Below are 23,287 nucleotides of genomic sequence, written 5' to 3' on the forward strand. Positions count from 1 at the left end.
GCTTTTGTGAATAAATAAGAATAGAGGTTAATATGAAAGTAAATCAATTAATTGCTAATAACATAAATAAATTAGATGCAACTATACCGTTTAATAAATCGTTTGGAATTGCTGGGTTATCTGGATCGGGTAAAACAACTTTTTGCCAAACAATTGGTGAAGAGTCAAAAAAACGATTAGTTTCTTTATTACCAAAGGCTGAATATCAATATTTATTTCCTAACATTATGGAAACAAATTTTAGTGCCATTAAGATGGAAGAAATGCCTTTAGTACTTTTTCTAGGAAAATCATCGATTTCGTCTAATCCGCGTTCAACGATTGGTACTCATACTGGTGTTTTTACAGAGGTTCGGGAAAAACTTGCTGAAGTTTTTAATCTTTCTCCAGAGGTCTTTTCATTTAATAATCAATTTGGCTGGTGTACTGGTTGTAAAGGCCGTGGTACTACAAAAAATGTTGAGTGTAAAAAATGTAAGGGAAAACGTTATAGTGAAGAAATTGAACAATATGAAATTGATTTGTTGGACAAGCCACATTCAATCTCAAATATTAATGATTTAAGTATTGAATCTATTCTTTCACTAGCAAAAGAGTTAAATATTAGTGAAGAAAAACAGCATATACTGCAAAATATTATTAATATGAACATTGGTTATTTAACATTAAATCGAATTATGGGTACGTTATCAGGTGGAGAGTTAACACGACTTTATTTGGCCGAATTCATGGCAGTAAGTGAAAATGCTGTAATTATTATTGATGAGATTTCAGTTGGACTTGATCATGAAACATTATTACAAATTTTAGAAGAAATTAAACGACTAGGGCGTAAAAATCAAATTTGGCTTATTGATCATTCAGATACGGTACTAGATACAACTGATGAGCAATTGTTCTTTGGACCTGGTAGCGGAAAATATGGCGGGAAAATTGTGAAAGAATCACCAAGACCAAAGTCAATACTGTGGGATCGAAATAAAGAAATACCAACAGAATATTATACATTCTATGATTTATATTGCCGTAATATCCAAATGGAGGAGTTTCAAATTCCTAAAAACAGGCTTGTAACGGTTACAGGAGAATCAGGATGTGGGAAATCTACACTTGTCAACGAATGTCTAGCTACAGATTTTTTGAAACGATATCCAAAAGATAAATTAGTTATGGTAGGACAAGACCGAAATCAATCAATTACAAGTCGATCAACTGTAGCAACTTTCCTAGATATTAAAAAGAAACTGACAAAGTATAGTGAAGACATTGATGATATTTTTGAGCGCTCGATTGAGGATATTATTGATGAACTTCCAAATGAAGATATCGCTTATAAACGTTTGAGCCTACTAATTAAATTAGGACTTGGCTATTTAACATTAGAGAGAAAAACACAAACATTATCGACAGGTGAGTTTCAATGTGTTCATTTAGTTTCGGAATTATTTGCAAACACTAGAAATCCACATACATTATTCATTTTTGATGAGCCTTCAAAAGGTTTATCACAAAATATTTTAAATCATTTTATCGATAGTATTAGAGGTATTCTGCAAGATGAATCAGTTTCTATCATTATGATTGAGCATAATCGTTACATGTTAGAAAGCTCTGATTATATAGTTGATTTTGGAAAAAGGCAGAATGAATCTGTAGAGCATTTGGATGTTGTTAATCATGAGGATTACTATCGTCAAAAAAGTAATGTGAATAGCACAAAGAAAATAAATATCTCTTCAATGCTTAAGCAGAAAAAAGGAGTTCACTATTTAGAAGAAAATCATATTAACTATTTTAAAAACGCCGAAAATGTTTATAAGGGCGGTATTTTAAAAAGTTTATCATCAATGGCTAGGTTAATTTATGGTGAATATGAATCTGATACAATCGCACCTGTTATTGCTATTGATCTTGAAAGACATTTATATAGTCAATATAGTTTCTTATATGAGATTGGTGGATTAATTAATCATATTGTAGCTGCTCATCCAATTAATAAAGATACGAGAAGTTTTGATTTCTATTCACAGGACAATCATTGTCCATCTTGTTCTGGACGTCTTCAAATTGAAGTTTTTGATAAAGATATTGCCATTCAAGATAAAAGTGTTCCATTTTGGGATGGGCTATTCGATCCAGAAATCATGAAGGTATTAAAATTTTATCAGCATGAAAAAATAGAATTTTTATTCGAAGAAATAAAAAATGAGCTTGGTCACGATTTGTCAAAGAGCTATAATGATATGTCAGAAGAAGAAAAGCATACGTTTTGGTACGGATATTTTGAAAAATCATTTTATGATAAAAAAGGAAAGACACGCAGAACATGGGTAGGGTTTAATACAATTATTGGTGGATATATTGTTATTTCAAAAGCACCTATTAAAGAAGAAATTAAGAGTTCAAAAAAAATGATGAAATGTCCAATTTGTGAGGGGACGGTTTTAAATCATCATAAGCCACTTAAATTTGGTAACGTAGATATTCGTGAAATAATCAATCAGCCTATTAATAAAGTATTGAAAACAGTTGGTGATTTACCGGCACTTGTTAAATTGAAGTCTATTGTTGGTGGCGATATGGTATTGACGGAAGATGTTTCTTTATTGCCAAGAAAAGCACAAGTTGCATTGAAAATGTTTGAATTAGAACAAGCAAGCTTTTCAAACTATGAAATGGTGTTACAAAATGTCTTACCATTCTGGAGCGAAATAAAAGGAAATATCGAATCCATTAGTGTTAATAATCAGGTAACTGTTTGTGATTTCCCTAATGTTTATGAAACGAGAGAAACCATTATAGATAAGTATTTCACAAATGGTAAATATAAAAAACTTACGTATGTATACGAAGCGTTTGGATACAAAAAATTAGTTACCCAAATTAATAAAATTAAAAAAAGTAATCCATGTCCATTTTGTAAAGGTAAGAAAGTGATAACCGAAGATAATCTACATGATGGTGTCTTTAAACTAACAATTCCATGTGTAACTTGTAATGCAAGTGGTATTAATGACGAAGGGTTAAAAGAAGTTGTTGAGGGCGTGGATGTACAAACGTGGTTAACTGGAAAAGTAAGTGATGTTGTGAATGAAAGCTTATTAACAGAAGCTGTTGGAGAAATACCAATTTTTAATCGCATACGTGAGTTGGATAAACGAGATATGATGGCGGTTTATGAATGTCTTGAGAGTAATCAGTAAATTTTATTAGTTTATGTGTTATTAACATAAATTAATAAAACATATATTCTTTATAATGTATATATTAGCGCAGTATGACTAATACAAGGTAATGAAGGTAATGAAAGAAGATCCAATTTCTTAATATCAAAATTAAGAAATTGGATCTTTTAGTATTTTTATGTCTCCATACAATATTTTTCAATAAGAAAAGAAGTAATATGGAAGGAGAGATAAAAAACTAATAGTGATAAACGATTAATATATTATGTAATTATTATATTATAAAATCTAAAATTAAGGTTGAAAACGGTTCGTAAGTGATATATTTTGTTTATTAATCTATTTCGCATTGTCTGATTTTTTGAATTTAACAGAAATATATACTTGAATGAAGTATATATTTCTGTTAAATTTATCCTATGGATAGAACAAGTTTAATTAAAGGTCATTTAGAAATGTGTGTATTATCTATTTTGTCGAAAAAGAAAAGTTATGGTTATGAGATTATGAAAGAACTTGAAATAAACAATTTAAAATTGAAAGGAGTAGGAAGTATTTATCCTATTTTAACTAAGTTGAAAAATCAAGAGTGGGTTAATACTTATCAAGAGGTAACAGACAGTGGTAAAGTAAGGATTTATTATGAAATTAATGAAAATGGGAAAATACGTCTTGAGAAGAAAATTAATGAGTGGTTAGAATTGCAATTGGACATTCAAACATTATTAAAAAGCGGTTTGAAAGGAGACCTTCTGAAATGAGGAATAAATTGATAGGTAAAGAAAAGCAATTTTTAAGAGACGTACTTAAGGAATTAAAGCAATACGATATTAGTTTAGAAGAAAGGGAAAATATTAAGCGACAAATATTAGAACATATTCAAGAGTGTCGTGAACATGGTGAAGACAGTATAGATGATTTAGGTACCCCTCAATTATTTGTTAAAGATTTTATAGAAATAAATGAAATTGATTTACAAGTTAAAATGAAACAACTTCAAAATGAAAAAGGAAAATTCAACACATTTATCTTACGTGGCATATTCATCGCATTTATTACTTACCTCATCTCGCAAACTACATTTTCAATATTTTTAACTGAATCATTTAATTCAACTAATAGAAAAAATACATTTAATTATAATATTTTATATCGCATATCAGAGAATCAATGGTGGAACGTTTTATTAATAATGATTAGCTTTATGCTCTCTGTAGTAGTGTTTATTAGCTTAGTAAGTTATAAAAAAAGAAAGCTATCTAAAGTATAATGAAGAAAACTATCTATAAACTATTTCAAATCTATATTCTTTGTAATGTAATAGCATTATGTATCATTCATCCAAAATCATATGCTCAGCAAGATATTAAAGCTACTTTAGATAAGTATATTGAAAAATTTATAAAGGAACAGAATATTCCAGGGGCTGCTGTTGCAATTGTACATAATAAAGATGTATTCTTCACTAAAACGTGGGGGATTACTGGGGAATCTGAAAAAAAAATAACTAGTAAAACACCATTTGCAATCGGCTCAATAAGTAAATCTTTAACAGCTTTAGCTATAGTGAAATTAATAGAAGAAAAAAAGATAAAATTAGAGGATTCAGTTCAACAACATCTTCCTTGGTTTAAACTAAAAGATTCTCAAATATCCTCATCTATAACAATCCAACACCTTTTAACTCATACAAGCGGAATAAACACATATGAAGGCTTATTAATATCAGATAAGCAATCCAAAAGTTCTACAGCATTAAAAGAAAATGTAATGAGACTTTCAAATGTAAAATTAACTGCTCTACCAGGAGAAAAATATCAATATAGTAATGCGAATTATATTGTTTTAGGTGCACTTATTGAGGAAATTACAAATGATACATATTCCTCATATATGGAAAAACATGTTTTTCAGCTATTAAATATGAATGGTGCGTCAGCAAGTAAAGAAACTGCATATGAAAAAGGCTATTTAACAGGTTATCAGTCGTGGTTTGGCATACCAAGAAAAAGTGTAGTGTCCTATGATAATGCTGGGGCACCGTATGGTTATATTACCGCGAATTTGGAAGATATGATTCAATTTATTATGTTTTTGAATCGGCAAGAAGACACTCAATTTTTAAAGAAAGAAAACATTGACCTTTATCTATCACCACTTTATAACATAAATTCAGAAAAAAGCTATGGTTTTGGATTAAGAACAACAAGTATAAATGAAAGCGAAACGATGATTTGGCATTCAGGATCAACGCCCGATGCTCGTGCAGAAATATTTACTTTAAATAATAGTGGCTGGGGTGGTGTGATTTTAACAAATAAAAATCATGTATTAGAAGAACCAGCACTTTCAGTATTAAAAAAGGGGATTATTAATATTTTGAATGAAGAAGAACCGGTTGATCCCCATAAAAGTATACCGTTTACACAAATTGTTATGTGTACAGTTATACTCGCGCTTTTCATTTCTTCAATTATGTTAATTAAAAAATATAAACATAAGAAAACTGTAAAAAAACTAACTTGGTTATTCATAGGGAATCTATTCCTACTATTATCTATTATTTTCATCCCACTTCTTACTTATAGTACAAGCTCACCATGGCGTACGATAAAAATATTTGCGGCAGATGTTGGTTTACTTACAAGTATTATAGTAATTTTATTAGCTGTGAACGGATTATTATCAATCTTTATAGGCATAAGACGGTATAAGGATAAATAATTAAAGAAATATAATTCAAGTGTTATAAACAGTTGACTCTCACACAATGTCATTGTTTAAGATAAAGTTGAGCTTCAAAGTAGATGTAACTTATAGGAGGAAATCATGTTTAAAATAGGGGATTTTTCTAAACTATCTTCCATTAGCATACGTATGTTGAGACACTACGATAAAGTGGAATTATTACAACCAGTAAAAGTCGATGAGCAGAGTGGATATCGATTTTATTCAGCTGACCAATTAAAAAAGGTAAATCAAATTCAAACATTAAAAGCTATGGGGTTTAATATTGCTACCATCAAAGAAATAATAGAATGCGATAATATAGATAGCATAAAAGAGCAATTTTTAAATCGTAGTGCTCAAATTAAAGAAGACATGAATAACCTCCAAAAACAATTACGTCTCCTCGAAGACTCAATGAAAACGATGAGAGAGGATGTTGTTGAGATGAATTATCATGTTTCAATAAAAGAAATTCCAGAAAGAACTGTAGCTAGTGTTAGAAAGATTATTCCATCGTATAATTGCGAAGGTGATTTATGGAGTGTATTAATGCAAGAAATTCAAATGAAAAATATTAGTATTGCCCAACCGAGTTATAGTATTGCGGTTTTCCATGATCGTGAATACAAAGAAAATGATGTAGATATAGAAATACAGCTAAGTATTCTAGGTAAGCACGAAAATACAAAAGACGTTACATTTAAAAATATGGAATCGACTAATGTAGCTTCTATAACAGTTAATGGAAGTTATGAACAGATGACAGCTGTAAATGAGGCTGCGGCAAAATGGATTGAGACAGAGGGTTACAAATTAGCAGGCCCGATGTTTAATATTTATCATGTGAGCCCAGCGATGGAATCCGATCCTAATAAGTGGGTTACAGAAGTTTGTTATCCAGTTAAATGATGATAAAGAAAAAAGGCATTATTTATATGCCTTTTTTCTTTGTAAACTTATCCGTAAATCTCAAGACAAATTACTTCTAGATTCGATTCGTCCAACTACTAGCACAATTTTATTTGCAAATGTACAAAATGAGCGGATTGTAATGGATTCCTTTAATGAATCATCTAAAAACCAACCTGTTGGTACTAAAGAAATGTAATCATCTTTTTGGAAATTTCAGCAATGTTTAAATGAGCAACAAAAGCCACCGTAATAAGGGGCTTTTGTCTTAAATAATTTAATGATATGTGTATCCTCCATCAGGAAACAATACATTACCCGTAGTAAAACTATTTTGCATTAAATATAGGACAGTATGTGCAATTTCATTATTATGGCCAGGCCTTTTTACAAGAGAAAGAGATTTATAAGATTCATAAGCAGCTAGTCTATTTTCGTTTTGTTCATTCTCTCTTTGTATCGTTCCAGGAGAAACAACATTAACTCTTATAGGAGCTAATTCAACAGCTAAAGCTTTCCCTAAACTTTCAATAGCACCATTGCAAGCTCCATAAGCAGGTGCGCCTTTAAGTGGTCTTTGACTAAATGCACCGGACATTAACACGATAGATCCAGAGTTTGAAAGAAAAGGAATTGCATATTTTACGGCATAATATTGAGGCCAAAACTTTCCGATGAAGCTACTTTCAGCAATTTCCTCTGTAGAGGTAATTGGTCCAAGTGTGTAAGAGGCTCCCGGTGTGAATAAATGATCAAAGTTCCCAACTGTCTTGAAAAAATTTTGTAATTGCTCTTTATTTTGATTATCCAATATATAAGTTTGAAGATGATTGTTATTTATTACTTCTCGAGCAACTTTTAATTTTTCTTCCGAGCGTCCGGCAATAATAACATGTGCGCCTTGTTTAATTGCTTGTGTTGCTGTTGCTAATCCAATACCAGAACTCCCGCCAATGATAACAATACGACTATTTTCTAATGTAGTAATAGACATATTTTAGCCACTCCTTTAATAAAAAATTTAGAATATAACTGTGCTTATGCTTTTATTATTCGCTAAAAGGGAGCAAGTGAAAAGTACGCGCTTTATATGTACATAGTCGTAAATTTCGTACTAATCGCTATACATGCGGATAAGTAATTGGAAAAATCGCTAAATATGGTTTATCCCGCATTAACGGGCAGTAAAACTCTCACCTCAAAGTTAGGAAAATGCAAGGAAGTTAGGTAAGAGGTCAACTGCCCGTAAAAGCCCGATTGGTTCAACTAATAATCAGTGTGGGATGGACAAAACCCCCACTGATTAAAGTTTCACTTTATGATATCTGAGGAGAGGTGAGAAAAATGGATTTACAAGAACAGAAGTTAAAAGGAGTAATAGCAACATTACAAATAATCGGTGGGAAATGGAAGCCGCTCATTTTGTTTATTTTGCTAACAGATGGAACGAAGCGTTTTGGTGAATTAAAGCGATTAATACCAGATATATCTCAAGGGACGTTAGCAAAGCAATTACGTGAATTAGAGCAAGATCAACTAATAAAACGCGAAATTTATCAAGAAATACCACCTAAAGTAGAATATAGCTTAACTCAACATGGAAAAACAGTCAGTACTGTTTTGGATAGTATGTGTAGTTGGGGAAGAGGGCATTTAAAATATATAGATAAAGATAAACCATAAAAATGTTATGTAAACTTATTGTAGTGTGAAGGGAAATGTTGTTTTAATAATTTGTATTTTATAATATATAATTAAGGAGTGTCGTAGGTTATTATACATATTTAATTTATTTTTACAAAGGGGAAGTAATAAGATGAACGAATTAGAGTATAAAAGCTTCTATGATAAAGTAGGAAGATTAAATGGATGGGATTTTAGTAAAATAAAATGTGAAACTGTAGGAGATACGTGGGACTTTTATAGTGAGGTAAAAGAAAGGTGCAAACCATCACATATTTTACTTGATGTTGGTACAGGTGGAGGGGAAAATGTACTTAATATAGCATCTTCAGCCAAATTATTAATTGGGATAGATAATTCTAACGGCATGATTGAAACGGCACATTCTAACTTGAAAAAATCAGGTGTACAAAATGTTGAGTTTCTTCAAATGGGTTCTGAAGCTTTAACATTTCTACATGCACATTTTGATATTGCTTCAAGTTGTCATGCCCCGTTTCTGGCATCTGAGTTAGCGAAAGTAATGAAAAAGGGTGCATTTTTCTTAACACAACAAGTAAGTGAGAATGATAAATTAAACCTGAAAGAAGCATTTGGTAGAGGACAATGCTTAGGTGAACGGGATGGTACTTTAAAAGAAAAGTATATGAATGAACTTATTAGTGCAGGATTTGATCTCGTGCAAGTACGTGAATATGATGTTACTGATTATTACAGTAGGTCTGAAGATCTCATTTTCTTATTAAAACATACCCCTATTATTCCTAGATTCGGAGAACAGGAAGAGGATTTTACTATTTTACAAAAGTTCATTGATACGTATAGTTCTGAAAAAGGGATTCGTACTAATTCAAAAAGATTTATGATTATTGCTGTTAAATTATAATGTTTTTTAGTATAAAAGCAGCTTTTTATTTAAAGAAAAGCTGCTTTTTGTGTGGGAAAAAATGAAGGGGAAATTTGAAAATAATAGAAATAAATAAAGTGTAAATTGAAAAATCAAAATATGGAGGATAAGTGTTTTGAAACGTTACTATATTAGCAATGAAAAAATAAATGTACATATTACTGAATGGGGGAATAATGACAAGCCCGTTATCTTTTGTTTACATGGATTAGGTAGTACGAGTTTAAGTTTTATAGAAATTGCTGAGGAATTAAAAGAAGAGTATAGATTTATCTCCGTTGATGCACCTGGACATGGTAAAACACCCCCATTTGAAAGAACAGAAGATTATGAGATGCACAATTTAGCAAATTGGTTAAATGAAATAATAAATGAATTGAGAATCGAATACTTCTATTTTCTATCACATTCATGGGGAAGTTTTGTAGCGTTATTTTATTTGTTAAATCATCCAGAAAAGGTATTAGGGAGTATTCTCATTGATGGAGGGTACCAAACGAAAAGGTTTCAAGAAGAAACCTTGGAAGAAGAAATTGCTTATTATGAAAAGGACTTTGAAGAGTATGTATTTGATAGTTGGGATGATTTCTTTAAAAGTGAAAAAGAAGTGTATACAAGGTGGTCTCCATTATTAGAACTTGCAGTTAAGGATCTTGGTATAGAAATGGATAATAAAGTATGTTGGCATGCGAGGGGTACAACAGCTGGTAATATCGTAAGAGGTATGCACAAGGATGAAACAATGGATATATATGAGGAGTTACCATCTAATATAATATTACTTCGTGCTACAGTACCAGAAATTTGGGATGAATATAGAGGGAAGACAGGGAGTATTTTTAGTGAGAGAACGAGAGCGACAGTAAAACTAATCCCAGATTCTACTCATCTGTTACATTGGGATTATCCGGAAGTTATAGTAGAAGAAATAAGAAAACATTGGTAAAGTCCAATATAACTTAAAAAGGTTGATTCTTGTAATGTATTAGAATCAACCTTTTTGAAGTGTATGTAATAAAACGTATTGAGTAAGTTGTTTGCTTAAAGTGTTATTTTTTTGCTGGTGTATTTCCCATCGCAATAGAAATTCTATTCCAACTATTAATTTGATTAATAATCAAGACAAGGTCAATATATTGTTTTTCATCATAATGTTCACGTACTCGTTTATATAGGGGATCAGGAACTCTTTTAGTAGGAATAAGTGTAATATGTTCAGCTAATTCAAGAGCGACTTTTTCCTCTGCTGTATAAAAAGTGCATTCATCCCAAGTACTTAAGCAATAAATTCTTTGCTCAGTCTCTCCCATTTTTCGTGCATCAGATGTATGTAAATCTAAGCAGTAAGCACAGCCATTGATTTGAGAAACTCTAATTTTAATAAGCTCTCTAGTTGTTCGATTAATTGGTGATTGCTTTGTGTATTTTTCCATGTCCATCATAATCTTCATAGCATCAGGTGCAGCATCATAGTAAGAAATTCTTTGAGTCACAGTACAACACTCCTTTTAGCTTAAGATGGTATTCATTATATCTTGATGTGGTCGTTCATACCAATTATTTGTACTAAAAACGCAAACTGCTTAAAATTCAGATCGTATTGCATTGGCTGAAAATGTTAACGTAACAGCTCTAATACAAAAGTAGTAGTTTGTTAATTAAAGTTTCAATCTCCAGATGGATTTTTCCTGTTAGTTTTTGAAATACAATACTAATAGAAATAATAAATTTGGAGGTTTATTATAATGATTACACACATTTCAGATATTAAACTACAAACAGTTTCTATAGAAGGAGTAAAACAAGTATACAGAGATATATTATCTTTTCCAATAAAAAAAGAAACAGCGTCATTTATTCAATTTGAAGTAACGCCATACACAACAATTAGTTTTCAAGAAGTGTATGAACCAATTGCACCTGCACATTTTGCTTTTGAAATCCCATATTCAAAATTCCATGAAACAGCAAGATGGCTTGAGGAGTCTGGATTACTCATTGTAAAATGGAAAGATGGTCATATAATTGATGAAGAGGATGGTCGATTCAATTTATACTTTAAAGACGGAGATGGAAATCTACTCGAAATTATCGCGCATAGTTATGTTAAAGAAGATGTATTAGTACCGCAGTCACCTTTAAACATTTTATATGTAAGGGAAATTGGTCTTCCTGTTAAAAGTGTACCTATTTTTACGGAATGGCTGAAATCAAATCTAAATATGAAAACGATGGAAGATGGGGATATTTTCAACTTTGTTATAGGTGGCACTGCATATATCGTCGCGACTTGGTGGCAGAGACCTTGGATTCCAATCGCAATGAAAGCTTTACCACCGAAAGTTCATGTTTCTTTCGGAACACCGGATTCAGCATTTTTACAGCGAATCCAAAATAACTTTAAGAAAAATAGTGTACCATTTGAATGTAAACGTAATGAAGTATCATTTATTGAGCAAGGATATGCATTTTCAATTGTGCATACATCAGAGTTTCATTCGGATATTCCTAAACAATTAAACTTACAGCTTTCTATTTAAGGGTGGAAAGCTGTAAGTTTTTTGTATATTCGTGAAGAAGGTTTTAGTTAGGATTATAGTGAATTTAAAGAGAAGTATAAGGTGTTATTCTAATTTATGTTAAGGGGAGAAATGAAGTGGTTTTAGGTAATCCAATTGCAAAAGGGAATACTGCAGAAATTTATTTAACTGATGATAAGGTTGTAAAATTATTTAAAGATTACCTCCCAGATACAGAGTCTATGAATGAAGCAAAAAAACAAAAATATGCCTATTCATGCGGGCTGCCAGTTCCAAACGTATTTGAAGTGACAAAGATACAAAATAGACAGGCAATTATTATGGAACATGTAAAAGGGGACAACATTGGTGATCTTCTGCTTAATAATTTAAATGAGGCAGAGCGTTATATCGGCCTTTGTGTTAATGAGCAAAAAAAGATTCATGCTATATGTGTGAATACCGATGATATGGAATCAATGAGAGAAAAGTTAGAACGACAAATTAAATCTGTACATAAATTGGATGAAAAACAAAAGGAAAATATATTGAATAAGTTACATTCAATCAAATTTGAACCTAGATTATGTCATGGTGATCTTCATCCGTTTAATCTAATTTTCAGTAATGGTAACGTGAAAATTATAGATTGGGTAGATGCTAATTTAGGTGATATTCGTGCAGATGTATTTCGGACATATTTATTGTACGCTCAAGCTTCAGTAGAATTAGCTGAAATGTATTTACATATATATTGCAGGAATACGGGTTTATCAAGAGATGAGATTTTTCAATGGGCTCCTATTATTATTGCAGCTAGGTTAACTGAAAAGGTGTCAGCTAATAACATTGAATTACTAAATAAATTAATGATTCAGTATTGTAATTAAATGAGTAAAATTATTGGATTTTGCTTACAAAAAATAAAGTAGTAAAAAAAGGAGTTCGTTTTATGAAAACTGATGAATCGATTTCATTGACTACCGAATTTGAGAAATCTGCTCCTGCGCTACAACTTTCGAAATTACATAAGCGGTTCGGTGAATTTATTGCAGTCAATCATATTGATTTAATTATTCCAAGGGGATCTTTTTATGGAGTTGTTGGTCCTAATGGAGCAGGAAAAACTACATCTTTATCGATGGCTGTAGGTTTGTTACGACCTGATAGTGGAAACGCTAAAGTTTTTGGGATTGATGTTTGGGGTAATCCAAAACAAGCTAAAGCGCTGATTGGGGTATTACCAGATGGGTTAGCTTTACCGGAAAGGCTTACTGGTCGTGAATTATTAACATATATGGGATTATTAAGAGGAATGAATGCCAAGGAAATTGCTCAGCGGACAGAAGAATTACTTGAAGTATTGGAGTTAAATAATACTGAGGGGACTTTAGTTATTAATTATTCTACTGGTATGCGCAAGAAAATTGGCCTTGCACTTGCACTTCTTCATGCGCCAAAATTACTCGTTCTCGATGAACCGTTTGAGGCGGTAGACCCCATTTCTGCAACTACTATTAAAAAGATTTTACAGAAATTTGTTAGTTCAGGTGGTTCTGTAGTATTTTCTAGTCACGTCATGGCATTAGTTGAACAACTTTGCGATCATGTTGCGATTATTTCGCAAGGGGGAGTACTTTCATCTGGAAAGATGGAAGATGTTTGTGGTGAAGAAAAACTAGAGGATATTTTCATTCGATTAGTAGGTAAACCCGCCAATAAAGGAGGGGAATTGTCTTGGTTAATGTTTTAATTCAAATGAAGTTATCAATACTTAAACATTCAATGAATCGTGGCAGTGCAGTTCTATTTATTATGACAGGATTAGTTGGTTTGTTGCTAGCGATTGGAACTATTCTACTTTTTTCTTTTTATCCAACAGAACAAACTATATCAAAAAGCATTTTATATGTAACATTCGCTATTTGGACACTAGGGTGGATTATAGGTCCGATGCTTACTGGAGGAGACGGAATATTACGTCCTGAATATTTTGTGTTGCTTCCGCTCAATTCTTATAAACTAGCGAGGATGCTTCTCGGTGTAACTTTTATAGGAGTAGGCCCACTGGTTAGTTTTTTAGCTTTCATAGGATTATTAATTTATGCAGCTAGAATTAGTATATATGCAACTGTAGTTGCGGTCCCGGCAATTATTTTACAGTTAGTTTTTGTAGTGTTGTTATCAAAAGTAATAGTTAGTATTATGGGTGAGGCGATGAAATCAAGAGTCGGTATGGAAATGGGAGCCATGTTCATTGGTTTTATCATTGCATTTCTAAATGTGGGCTGGTATGCCCTTCCTGTAATCAATAGAATAATATTTAATGATACCGTGCTACTTTACGTGATGCCATCTAGTTGGACGATACTTGCTGTTGAGTACGCAAGTCAATCTAATTGGCTATTAACCAGTGTTTTCTTGAGTGCAATAACGATATTATGTGGAATTCTTTTATTTATATGGACTACATTATTGACTAGAAGTACAGTGAGAGATTCTAAAAAAATCAAAAGTGAGATTACTAATAAGCATTATAGAAAAGTTTTTAAAATCTTTTTTGAAACTAAAATAGGAGCGATCATAACTAAGGAGCTAAAAAGTTGGGGGAAGGATCCACAACGAGGGCGCTTCTTGCGGATGGGAATATGGATAGGTGTATTTTATGGGATTATAGTTACAATTGCGGATATACCATACTTAATGCCTTGGGCGGGAGTAATTATGATTGTATTTACAAGTATGTTTGCTTGTAATTTATATGGTTTCGATGGAAGCGCATTATGGTTAACGTTGGTGACACCTGGCGCAGAAAGGATTGACGTGCGTGGCCGCCAATTAGCTTGGCTGATAGCTATTGGTCCTGTAGCAATTTTAACTACAATAATTTTTACTTTTACTAGCGGACTTACTTACGTTTATCCATGGGTATTTGCAGTAGTCCCAGCTTTACTTGGTGGGGCAGTCGGCCTTATTGTCTTATTTTCTATAGTTAATTTAATTCCAATTACTGATCCACATCGCCGTGGAAGAGGAACGATAATATCTGGTGACGATATGAATGCGAGTAAAGTGTTTATAACCACGTGGTTCATGCTGTTGATGGTGCTAGTAACAACGATACCCTCGTTACTAGTTGTATGGTTGGGGACATCATTACATATACAATTCATACAATGGTTAGGTGTACCGACTGGGGTTTGTACGGGAGTGCTTTTAGCATGGCTATTTGGGCGCATCGCTTACAAAAAACTTGAAAGAAATGGCCCTGAGTTGCTATTTGAAATGAAAAGTGGGATGAAAATAAATAATGATAATAACAAAAATAAAGTTCGTAATAAAGCAATTGAATTACCCAAGAAAAAACTTGCCGTTGTTGTTCTTCTTGTATTTATAGGAATCTTTTTTTTAGTTCACCAAAGTATAGTACCAATAGTCTTTGAAATATTTGATGTGGATGAAAGAGTCCGTCTTTTCTTTCTTCCGCGCTACCTTCCTCATATTGCTCGTATTCCTGTAAGTATCATTTTCGCTGTACTAGGTATTACTTTTTTGTATAAAGCAATATTAATTAAGAAACAGCACGTAAAAGAATCACAACTAATAAAAGATGAAATGTAAAACATTCTTAATCAATCGAGTTTTTAGCGGATGTTGTTAAACTATAGTTAAGCTCAATATAAAAATAGAAGGGGCGTTTAAAATGAATATTTCTAGAAAAATAGAGGTTGAACAGTTACGAGATAGGAAGAGTGAGCTATTTGATAAAGAGGTACTTAACATATTAAATGGTCAAGTTATGTATGAAGAATTTAAAAACGAAAAGCTAATGGGTGATTCTGATTATGCCCCATTTAATGAGGCAATGTGTGTGAACTCGGCTACTACTCAAGTTTTTAATGAAGAGTTTATTAAAACAAGAGCGAAAGGACATAACAGTTCAGTAGAAAGTTATATAAAAAAGGTTATAGATCCGTTAGAAAACCTTTTTACGAAAAAGTATAAATGTATTGTTCTATGGTTTGGTGAAGATATGTTTTGCCAAATGAACCTACTTACCATACTTTCTCATCTTGAACAGTCTGCTTATGAAGGGAAGGTATACTTAAATAGCTTTAGAGAGGATGAATTTAAAGTAAATCAAATTGAACTTGAATTGGGGAATTATTCTTCTATATACAATGAAGTATTAGTAAACCATAAAAAGACCTCTCATAAAGTACCACCTGTAATGTATCAGGCTATAGACTTATTTTTAGAAATGTTAACAGAAGATAATGCAGTAATGAAATTCATCTCTAAAAATAAAGATTTATCAACTCGTGAATTATTAATAAAGTTGTTTTATCTTTTTCCAACAATCGGATATGGAGATACTCAGTACATAGAGCTGATTAATAAAATAAAGAAGAAAGCTACACCCAAAATATAGGTGCAGCTTTCTTCTTATAATTGCTCAAGTAATTCTAATTCTTTTTCTACAAATAGCATGAGTTCTTTAATTGTTTCACCAGAAAAATCAAAACGAATACCGGCTGCATCATACACTTCTTTTATAGATTGCGAGCTTCCTAGTGATAATGCCTTTTTATAATTTTCTAGCGCTTGCTTAGGATCCTCTTTATATTGTTTATACATTTGTAATGCACCAAGTTGGGCGATCGCATATTCAATATAATAAAATGGTACTTCAAAAATATGGAGTACAGGTAACCAACTCGTTGCTATCCAGTTTTCGTAGCCATCAATATGTATGACGCTAGACTGATAATGTTTTTGAAGTTGTAAGTATTTTTCATTTCTTTCTTCAGAAGTATGACTTGGATTTTCATACAGCCAGTGTTGAAATTGATCGACAATAAGCATAACAGGTAAATATGAAATAACATCTTTAAAGAAGTTAATTTTTGCTTGTTTTAAATCTTTTTTGTCTGTATAGAAGGTATCCCAATAATTAAGCGAGAATAACTCCATTGTCATACTGGCTAGTTCAGCTGTTTCAGCTGGAATTTCTATATACTGTCGTAATTTTAATGATTTTATGAGTTCGTTATGAATACTATGACCCATTTCATGTATAAAAGTGACAATATCATCTTGTGTATAATTTAAGTTCATAAAAATATAAGATAATTGTGAAGCTGGTAAGTACTCACAAAAGCCACCAGCTGCTTTTCCTTTGCGGCTTGTTAAATCAAGACAATTGTGTTTATACATTCGGTTTAAAAGTGCTGAAAATTCAACATCTAGTTTATTAAAGATATGAGTGCTCTTTTCAATTAAATCATTTTCATTTGCAATAGGTTTAAGTACTTTTTGATCTGGAGTTACAGCTGATACATCCCACGGGCGAAGCGTATCAATTTGCAGTTTATCTTTTTTCTCTAGCAATATTTTATCTTTAAGAGGCACAACATACTTACGTATGGATTCAGCTAGTTCATAGCAATCTTTCGCTGAATAATCAAAACGCTCGTATTTTTTGAACATATAATCGCGATAATTCTCTAGTTGAATATTTTTTGCTTTTTGATGGCGAATTTCAATTAATTGATTTAATATGTTTTGGAGTTCTTTTTCAACAGATAAAAATTGTTCAGAAATAATGGTTTTTGCCTTTTTACGGGTGTCACGATTCGAATCTTGTAAATAGGATTGTAATTCTGTTATCGTTTTTTCTTCTCCGTCCCAAATTCCACTTAATCCTCCAGTGATTTCAAAGTACTCTGTGATTAATTTGTCTTCCTTTATTTCTAATTCGATATTTTCCTCACAAAATAACTTTTGAGCATTTTTTATTTTTGTATCTAATAAACCATATACGTTAGAATCTAATTCCATTCGAAAAGGTGACTCTAAATATTTATTATTCAATAAATTTTGGTACCGCTTTAAAAGTGGCTTTACAAATTGTTGATCATGTTCAAAAGTATCCTTTATTTCTTCATCATCCGTATTACATTGAAAGGCGATGTAATGTGATCTTAATTGTTCTTCGATGTCCCAAATAACTTTTGACTGCTCTTTTAACCAATTTTCAAGGTCTAGTTTTGAAGAAATCATTTTATTTAATAAAGTCGAAAGAGTTTTTTCCAATTGTAGTACATTACTAATATCAATCGTATTTACACGTTGCATTATATATCCCTCACTTTTTATTTATTCATAGAGATATTCTATTTATTAATTGTAATTCCCTTGTTAAGTGGGGGAAATGTGAAATAATGTTAAATTTAATGATTAAAGAAGGTATTTATATGTCAAAGTAAAAAGTTTATCGTAAATGAAAATATATGGAGGGGTGCTACATGAGAAAGGGAAAGAAGTTACTTGTATTATTATTTCCATTTGCTTTATTATGTGCCTGTGAGAATGACATTGAAGATGCTAAAAGTGAAGATTCTATAGTGATGGATATTGCCACAGCAGCGGTAAAGGAGGAATCTTTTTTTAGTGCTGCTATAAGAGATGAAAAAGAAAGAATATTAGATTTAGAGATTGTTGATAGCGAAGATAGTAACGAAATAAAAAATGATATTAATAAAAGATTGGCGATACAAGGTGTAACGGCTTATAAAATCAATATAACTCAAAGAAATAGAGAAGTTGTAAAGGCAGAGAGTAGATGGAATCAAGTTTTTGGACATATATTTGATGACGCATTCAGAAAAAACGGATATGAAGGGTTTAGTATTCAGCAAATAAATTATATAAAGAATCAACCTGTTACCATTGATATAAAAACTAAGATTAGCGATGATGAAGTAGGGGCGAGAGAACTTGGACAGAAAATAGAAAAAGAAGTTGAAGGTGTACTTAAAACAGAAGCAGTAAAGAAATGGATTGAAAATGATTCATATGCTATTGGGATTTACGATATAGATGATCGGAAAATTAACTAATTGAGGAATGAATGCTATATGAATAGAAAACCGATGGAATCAAATATAGAATTGTTGGAGGAGGTGTAATATGTATAAGTATTTACATATTTTAAATGACATTGAAAATAAGATTCAAAATGGAGATATAAAAGAAGGAAAGAAATTACCGTCTATACGGTCACTTGTTACGCAATATGAATGTAATAAGGCAACAGTTATACGTGCGCTTCATGAATTAGAAAAGCGTCACATTATATATTCTGTCCCTCAAAGTGGATACTACGTTGTTAAAAAATCAGAGAATACTATAGAAAATAACGAGATAATTGATTTTGCTTCCTCAGCACCAGATCCAGATGTTTTTCCGTATTTAGATTTTCAACATTGTATTAATAAGGCTATTGATACGTATAAAAATGATTTATTTGTATATGGAACGCCGAAAGGGTTACCATCTTTAATACCAGTTATTCAAAAACAATTAGCAAATTATCAAGTCTTTACAAAAGAAGAAAATATTTTTATAACATCAGGTGTTCAGCAGGCACTTGCTATATTAACTTCTATACCATTTCCGAATGGAAATGAAACCATATTAATTGAACAGCCAACATATCATCTATATATTGATTATCTAGAAATAAATAAAGTTCCTGTAATCGGTATTAAACGTTCGAATGAAGGTATCGATTTGAATGAATTGGAGCAAATTTTTCAAACTGGAAAAATAAAATTCTTTTATACGATACCGAGATATCATCATCCGCTTGGAACTTCTTATTCTAAAGATGAGAAAGAAAAAATCGCACTATTGGCTAAGAAATACAATGTATTTATAGTGGAAGATGATTATTTAGCAGATTTAGAAACTGATTTAAAAGCAGATCCGTTATATAGCTTGGATAATTGTAGTCATGTCATATATTTGAAAAGTTATTCGAAGATTATTTTTCCAGGTTTACGGGTTGGAGTTGCAGTCATCCCACCATCCATTGCAAATGCTTTCTATACATACAAAAAGATACTAGATATTGATAGTCCGATGATTTCTCAAGCGGCTTTAGAAATTTATATAAAGAGCGGTATGTTTGAACGTCATAAAACTAAAATTAATTCTTCCTACTACAATAGATCAATAAAACTAGCAAAAACATTAGAAAAAGTGCAAAATGAAAATCCATCATTATTTACATATAATAGACAAAACCCATTTGGAATACACACTTGTTTAGAGATGCAGAAAAACACAGTTACAGACACACTTATACAAAAATTAGGTGACATTCAAATAAGTGTCGATACTATTGATAAGAATTATATGAGGAATTTTCCTAAAGAAAAACTGTTAAAGTTAAATGTTTCGAATGTAAAAGAAGATAAGATTGAAGAAGGTATTCGCAAAGTAATTGAGGAAATCAAGCAATCAGGACAGTTGAATTTTCAGTTCAAAAAAGAATAATTTGAATTAGGAGGTTTGTTGTGAGGCGCAAAATCATTCTCTTGTTTGTATGTATCACTATAATAATTGGAGTAATGGTTGTGACTAAAAATTATAAAAAAAGAGGATCAATGCATAGCCGTTGCTAAGTATTCAAGAGGTATTATCGTAGATCAAAATAACGAACCTATATTTAATGTGAAAATATATGAAAATTCAATTGAAAGTAAGGAACGCAGTATTTCAAATGCACAAGGTGAATTTGAAATACTAGATGGGGTTTGTGGTGTGATTGTTTTACAATTAGTTACTCCAGATGGAGAAATCTATACGAGAAAATATGATAGTAAGTATATACCAGAAGTAATAGAACTGAGTTATAAAAAGTAAGGGGAATTACATGTAACCATTACAAGGAAAATGAGTTAAATTAATATTTTTTAGAGCACTCAATAGCTGAGTGCTCTTTTTATTTATGACATAAGTATTTAAAATGGGAATAAACTACCAATTAATGATATTCTTAAAGTATAGCTTTTATTTTGAATAGGAGGGTGATGGAGTTTATGGCGGTACGCATAGTCGATGATTTACAGCAATTATCATTGTTACTTATGTTTTTAAGTACATTCATATTTTACAGATACTTAAAGAAGGTTAAACGAGAGAGAAAATTGACTGGCTTTGAATGGACAATGTATTTTGTCACTCAATTTGCGACATTAATTTGGGCAATTACTTATTTTATTAAACACTTAGCTGAATCGTAAATACTAATCATTCAATCTAGTTTACTGTTATCTATTTGGGATATAAATATAGTCCGTATCTAAATCAATGACAACATTGCTTATGACGTCTTCTTGTAGTAACTTTGGAATTTTTTTGTAATGATAGCGTACACAAAATAAGCTTAGCAGATCCTCATTAGATATCTCTTCATTTTTTACATTTAAATACATCGTTATTAATTCGTTAATAGAACAGTTACGGCCAATAACATACTCGTTTATTCCATATCCATCAAATTCAATTATCATGTTATCACTGTTGGGTGCTAGCCAACGCTATAGCTTTAATTTTGGATGAATCTATTATACATTGTTTGAAATTTAGTGAGAATATATTTTTATAAAGTGAGAGGATACGAATGGAACATAATAAGTTATTTTTAAAAGGGCCTAAACAACTTGAGTGGGAAACAAATGAAATTAAGGACATACAGGACGATGAAATTATCGTTAAAACAATCGCAGGAGCGATAAGCATTGGGGCCGAGTTACCACAGTATAATGGATCCGATGTTACAGATACGAATCCTTTTTATCTAAGAAAAACTGGATATGAAAGTTATGGTGAAGTGATTCAAGTTGGTAATAAAGTAACACATGTAAACGTAGGCGATAAAGTAGTTTCTTTTTATGGACATGAAACGATAGGGATAGTTAAGGGTTATAAAGTGATTCGAGTGCCTAGTTCTATACAACCTAAAGTTGCTTTATTATCTATTCTTTCGTGTGATGCCGCTAAAGGGGTATTGAAACTAAACCCGCGACAGGATGAAAAAGTACTTATAACTGGAATGGGAGTTATTGGTTTACTCGCTTGTCATTTCTTAAAATACTATGTAGGCGTTGAGCACGTGGATGTTGTTGAGCCTAATAAAAATAGAAGAGATTTCGCAAAGAAGTTTGGTGCGAAAAACATATATGATTCAGAAGAGAAAATAATAGAAACATATAATTATGGTTTCGAATGTTCTGCTACAAATAGTGGGTTCCATACTTTGCAAAAAGCTCTCAAAACTAATGGTAAAATATGTATACTGTCTGATGGTAATATAGAAGAATTAACATTAACCGCCAAATTTTATCAGAAAGAATTGCAAATCATTGGATCAAGTGACGGATACGATTATCAAAAACATGCAGATTGGTTTTTTAAAGAAATAGCACAAACACCATTTATAGAAGAAATCTTTCAATATGAAATACATTATACTTCACTCATACAATGCTTTGATGAATTGAGTTTAGGGATAATTAAGCCATTAAAAGTATATGTTTCATATGAATAACGAAATAATTGAGCAAATATTTGTCACATACCTAACAAATGTTTCGTCACATTTATGATTACTAAATGAGGAGGAACATATATGAAAATATTTGTAGCAGGTGCAACTGGTGTAATAGGACGTTCTTTATTGCCAATGTTAATAAAAAATGGGCATACGGTGTTTGCGATGATTCGTAATACTTCGCAAGTAGAAGCAATGAAAAAGGTTGGTGCCATACCAGTAATAGCTGATGTATTTAATAGAAAGGCTGTGTTTTCTGTATTAGAAGAAACAAATCCCGATGTAGTTATTCATCAATTAACGTCATTGTCTTCATGGAATTTTGAGGATAATGCAAAAATTAGAACAAAAGGCACTCGTAACCTTGTCGATGCCGCTAAGAATGTAGGGGTACAGAAAATAATCGCTCAAAGTATTTCATGGGCGTATGAACCAGGGGAGACATTTGCGACTGAAAAAGACTCACTACATATTACTGCTTCTATGCCTCGGCAAGTCACTGTTAATGGCATATTGAAATTAGAAGAAGCTGTTACTGAGTTACCTGAATCGGTTATACTTCGTTACGGCACATTATACGGACCAGGAACATGGTATGCGGAAAACGGATTAATAGCAAATCAAGTTCGTAATAATGAAATTATCGCATCAGACGGGATAAGCTCGTTTATACATGTTGAAGATGCTGCAAGAGCTACTATGCTAGCCCTTAATTGGCCTTCAGGAATCGTAAATATTGTAGATAATTATCCAGCAACTAGTAAAGAATGGTTACCAATATATGCAGCAGCGATAGGGGCACCTAAGCCTAAAGTTCAAGATGGGAAAAATAGTTGGGAAAGAGGAGCTTCAAATAATAAGGCACGTAAAGAGTATGGATGGACACCTTTATTTCCATCATGGTCTGAAGGGTTTAACAACTTGATAGGTAAGTAAAATACACCTTTAATGG

At 31.8% G+C, this 23,287-nt stretch carries 21 protein-coding genes and 2 pseudogenes; 19 read left to right on the forward strand and 4 right to left on the reverse strand.

The window, feature by feature from the left end:
- The first annotated feature begins 32 nt into the window (after positions 1-32).
- From AC241_RS12545 to AC241_RS12565, 5 genes are all read left to right on the forward strand, one after another.
- Positions 33-3,203 carry an ATP-binding cassette domain-containing protein gene (locus AC241_RS12545; RefSeq protein WP_050843669.1) on the forward strand — a complete coding sequence of 1,057 codons (3,171 nt, stop codon included), beginning with the start codon at positions 33-35 and terminating at the stop codon, positions 3,201-3,203.
- A gap of 401 nt (positions 3,204-3,604) precedes the next feature.
- Positions 3,605-3,946, forward strand: coding sequence for a PadR family transcriptional regulator (locus tag AC241_RS12550; protein WP_000376286.1), 342 nt, complete (start codon positions 3,605-3,607; stop codon positions 3,944-3,946).
- The gene (locus tag AC241_RS12555) at positions 3,943-4,455 is read left to right on the forward strand and encodes a DUF1700 domain-containing protein (RefSeq protein WP_141540853.1); all 513 of its coding nucleotides are present in this window, start codon (positions 3,943-3,945) and stop codon (positions 4,453-4,455) included. Before AC241_RS12550 ends, AC241_RS12555 begins: the two co-directional genes overlap by 4 nt.
- Positions 4,455-5,909 (forward strand): serine hydrolase domain-containing protein, encoded by a 1,455-nt coding sequence (locus AC241_RS12560; RefSeq protein ID WP_048564652.1) that lies wholly within the window; start codon positions 4,455-4,457, stop codon positions 5,907-5,909. The genes AC241_RS12555 and AC241_RS12560 overlap by 1 nt, the downstream gene beginning before the upstream one ends.
- Before the next feature lie 105 nt (positions 5,910-6,014).
- Positions 6,015-6,824, forward strand: a complete 810-nt coding sequence (locus AC241_RS12565) for a MerR family transcriptional regulator (protein WP_025688582.1) — start codon at positions 6,015-6,017, stop codon at positions 6,822-6,824.
- 277 nt (positions 6,825-7,101) lie between these two features.
- Here the strand turns inward: AC241_RS12565 and AC241_RS12570 are convergent, their stop codons facing one another.
- On the reverse strand, positions 7,102-7,818 hold the full coding sequence (locus AC241_RS12570; protein WP_043937915.1) for an SDR family oxidoreductase: 717 nt from the start codon (positions 7,816-7,818) through the stop codon (positions 7,102-7,104).
- A 350-nt stretch (positions 7,819-8,168) separates the two neighbouring features.
- Between AC241_RS12570 and AC241_RS12575 the strand changes: the two genes are divergently transcribed.
- The 3 genes from AC241_RS12575 to AC241_RS12585 all read left to right on the forward strand — a co-directional run bounded on the left by AC241_RS12575 (position 8,169) and on the right by AC241_RS12585 (position 10,360).
- Positions 8,169-8,507, forward strand: a complete 339-nt coding sequence (locus AC241_RS12575; protein ID WP_050843672.1) for a winged helix-turn-helix transcriptional regulator — start codon at positions 8,169-8,171, stop codon at positions 8,505-8,507.
- Positions 8,508-8,640: 133 nt separating this feature from the next.
- Positions 8,641-9,393 carry a class I SAM-dependent methyltransferase gene (locus AC241_RS12580; protein WP_050843674.1) on the forward strand — a complete coding sequence of 251 codons (753 nt, stop codon included), beginning with the start codon at positions 8,641-8,643 and terminating at the stop codon, positions 9,391-9,393.
- A 136-nt stretch (positions 9,394-9,529) separates the two neighbouring features.
- Entirely contained in the window at positions 9,530-10,360 is an 831-nt protein-coding gene (locus AC241_RS12585) for an alpha/beta fold hydrolase (RefSeq protein ID WP_050843676.1), read from the forward strand.
- 103 nt (positions 10,361-10,463) lie between these two features.
- Here the strand turns inward: AC241_RS12585 and AC241_RS12590 are convergent, their stop codons facing one another.
- Positions 10,464-10,907: a carboxymuconolactone decarboxylase family protein gene (locus AC241_RS12590; RefSeq protein ID WP_029442370.1), complete on the reverse strand. Its 444-nt coding sequence runs from the start codon at positions 10,905-10,907 to the stop codon at positions 10,464-10,466.
- Between the two features lie 252 nt (positions 10,908-11,159).
- On the opposite strand from AC241_RS12590, the gene AC241_RS12595 reads away from it, so the two are divergent.
- The 5 genes and pseudogenes from AC241_RS12595 to AC241_RS12615 all read left to right on the forward strand — a co-directional run.
- Positions 11,160-11,954: a VOC family protein gene (locus tag AC241_RS12595; protein ID WP_043939022.1), complete on the forward strand. Its 795-nt coding sequence runs from the start codon at positions 11,160-11,162 to the stop codon at positions 11,952-11,954.
- Positions 11,955-12,070: 116 nt separating this feature from the next.
- The gene (locus AC241_RS12600) at positions 12,071-12,823 is read left to right on the forward strand and encodes a phosphotransferase family protein (protein WP_050843677.1); all 753 of its coding nucleotides are present in this window, start codon (positions 12,071-12,073) and stop codon (positions 12,821-12,823) included.
- A 62-nt stretch (positions 12,824-12,885) separates the two neighbouring features.
- The gene (locus AC241_RS12605; RefSeq protein ID WP_050843679.1) at positions 12,886-13,686 is read left to right on the forward strand and encodes an ABC transporter ATP-binding protein; all 801 of its coding nucleotides are present in this window, start codon (positions 12,886-12,888) and stop codon (positions 13,684-13,686) included.
- Entirely contained in the window at positions 13,671-15,554 is a 1,884-nt protein-coding gene (locus tag AC241_RS12610; protein ID WP_050843680.1) for a hypothetical protein, read from the forward strand. The genes AC241_RS12605 and AC241_RS12610 overlap by 16 nt, the downstream gene beginning before the upstream one ends.
- A 40-nt stretch (positions 15,555-15,594) precedes the next feature.
- A pseudogene (locus AC241_RS12615) lies at positions 15,595-16,365 on the forward strand (AraC family transcriptional regulator); the annotation flags it as partial.
- A 14-nt stretch (positions 16,366-16,379) separates the two neighbouring features.
- Here AC241_RS12615 and AC241_RS12620 read toward each other — a convergent pair.
- Positions 16,380-18,071, reverse strand: coding sequence for a M3 family oligoendopeptidase (locus tag AC241_RS12620; protein ID WP_050843682.1), 1,692 nt, complete (start codon positions 18,069-18,071; stop codon positions 16,380-16,382).
- A gap of 170 nt (positions 18,072-18,241) precedes the next feature.
- On the opposite strand from AC241_RS12620, the gene AC241_RS12625 reads away from it, so the two are divergent.
- From AC241_RS12625 to AC241_RS12640, 4 genes and pseudogenes are all read left to right on the forward strand, one after another.
- Positions 18,242-18,835: a DUF4030 domain-containing protein gene (locus AC241_RS12625; protein ID WP_029442375.1), complete on the forward strand. Its 594-nt coding sequence runs from the start codon at positions 18,242-18,244 to the stop codon at positions 18,833-18,835.
- Positions 18,836-18,905: 70 nt separating this feature from the next.
- Positions 18,906-20,276 (forward strand): aminotransferase-like domain-containing protein, encoded by a 1,371-nt coding sequence (locus AC241_RS12630; RefSeq protein ID WP_050843684.1) that lies wholly within the window; start codon positions 18,906-18,908, stop codon positions 20,274-20,276.
- A 20-nt stretch (positions 20,277-20,296) separates the two neighbouring features.
- Positions 20,297-20,645 (forward strand): annotated as a pseudogene (locus tag AC241_RS12635) (carboxypeptidase regulatory-like domain-containing protein).
- A 176-nt stretch (positions 20,646-20,821) separates the two neighbouring features.
- A complete protein-coding gene (locus tag AC241_RS12640; RefSeq protein WP_000290886.1) occupies positions 20,822-21,025 on the forward strand; it encodes a hypothetical protein in 204 nt (67 codons plus the stop codon).
- A gap of 27 nt (positions 21,026-21,052) precedes the next feature.
- On the opposite strand, the gene AC241_RS12645 is transcribed toward AC241_RS12640, so the two are convergent.
- Positions 21,053-21,295 (reverse strand): hypothetical protein, encoded by a 243-nt coding sequence (locus AC241_RS12645; protein WP_048564712.1) that lies wholly within the window; start codon positions 21,293-21,295, stop codon positions 21,053-21,055.
- Positions 21,296-21,405: 110 nt separating this feature from the next.
- Between AC241_RS12645 and AC241_RS12650 the strand changes: the two genes are divergently transcribed.
- Positions 21,406-22,332, forward strand: coding sequence for a zinc-dependent alcohol dehydrogenase (locus tag AC241_RS12650; protein WP_029442377.1), 927 nt, complete (start codon positions 21,406-21,408; stop codon positions 22,330-22,332).
- 81 nt (positions 22,333-22,413) lie between these two features.
- Entirely contained in the window at positions 22,414-23,271 is an 858-nt protein-coding gene (locus AC241_RS12655; RefSeq protein WP_048564714.1) for an NAD-dependent epimerase/dehydratase family protein, read from the forward strand.
- Positions 23,272-23,287: the final 16 nt, after the last annotated feature.

This window comes from Bacillus thuringiensis (assembly GCF_001182785.1).
Taxonomy (GTDB): domain Bacteria; phylum Bacillota; class Bacilli; order Bacillales; family Bacillaceae_G; genus Bacillus_A; species Bacillus_A thuringiensis_S.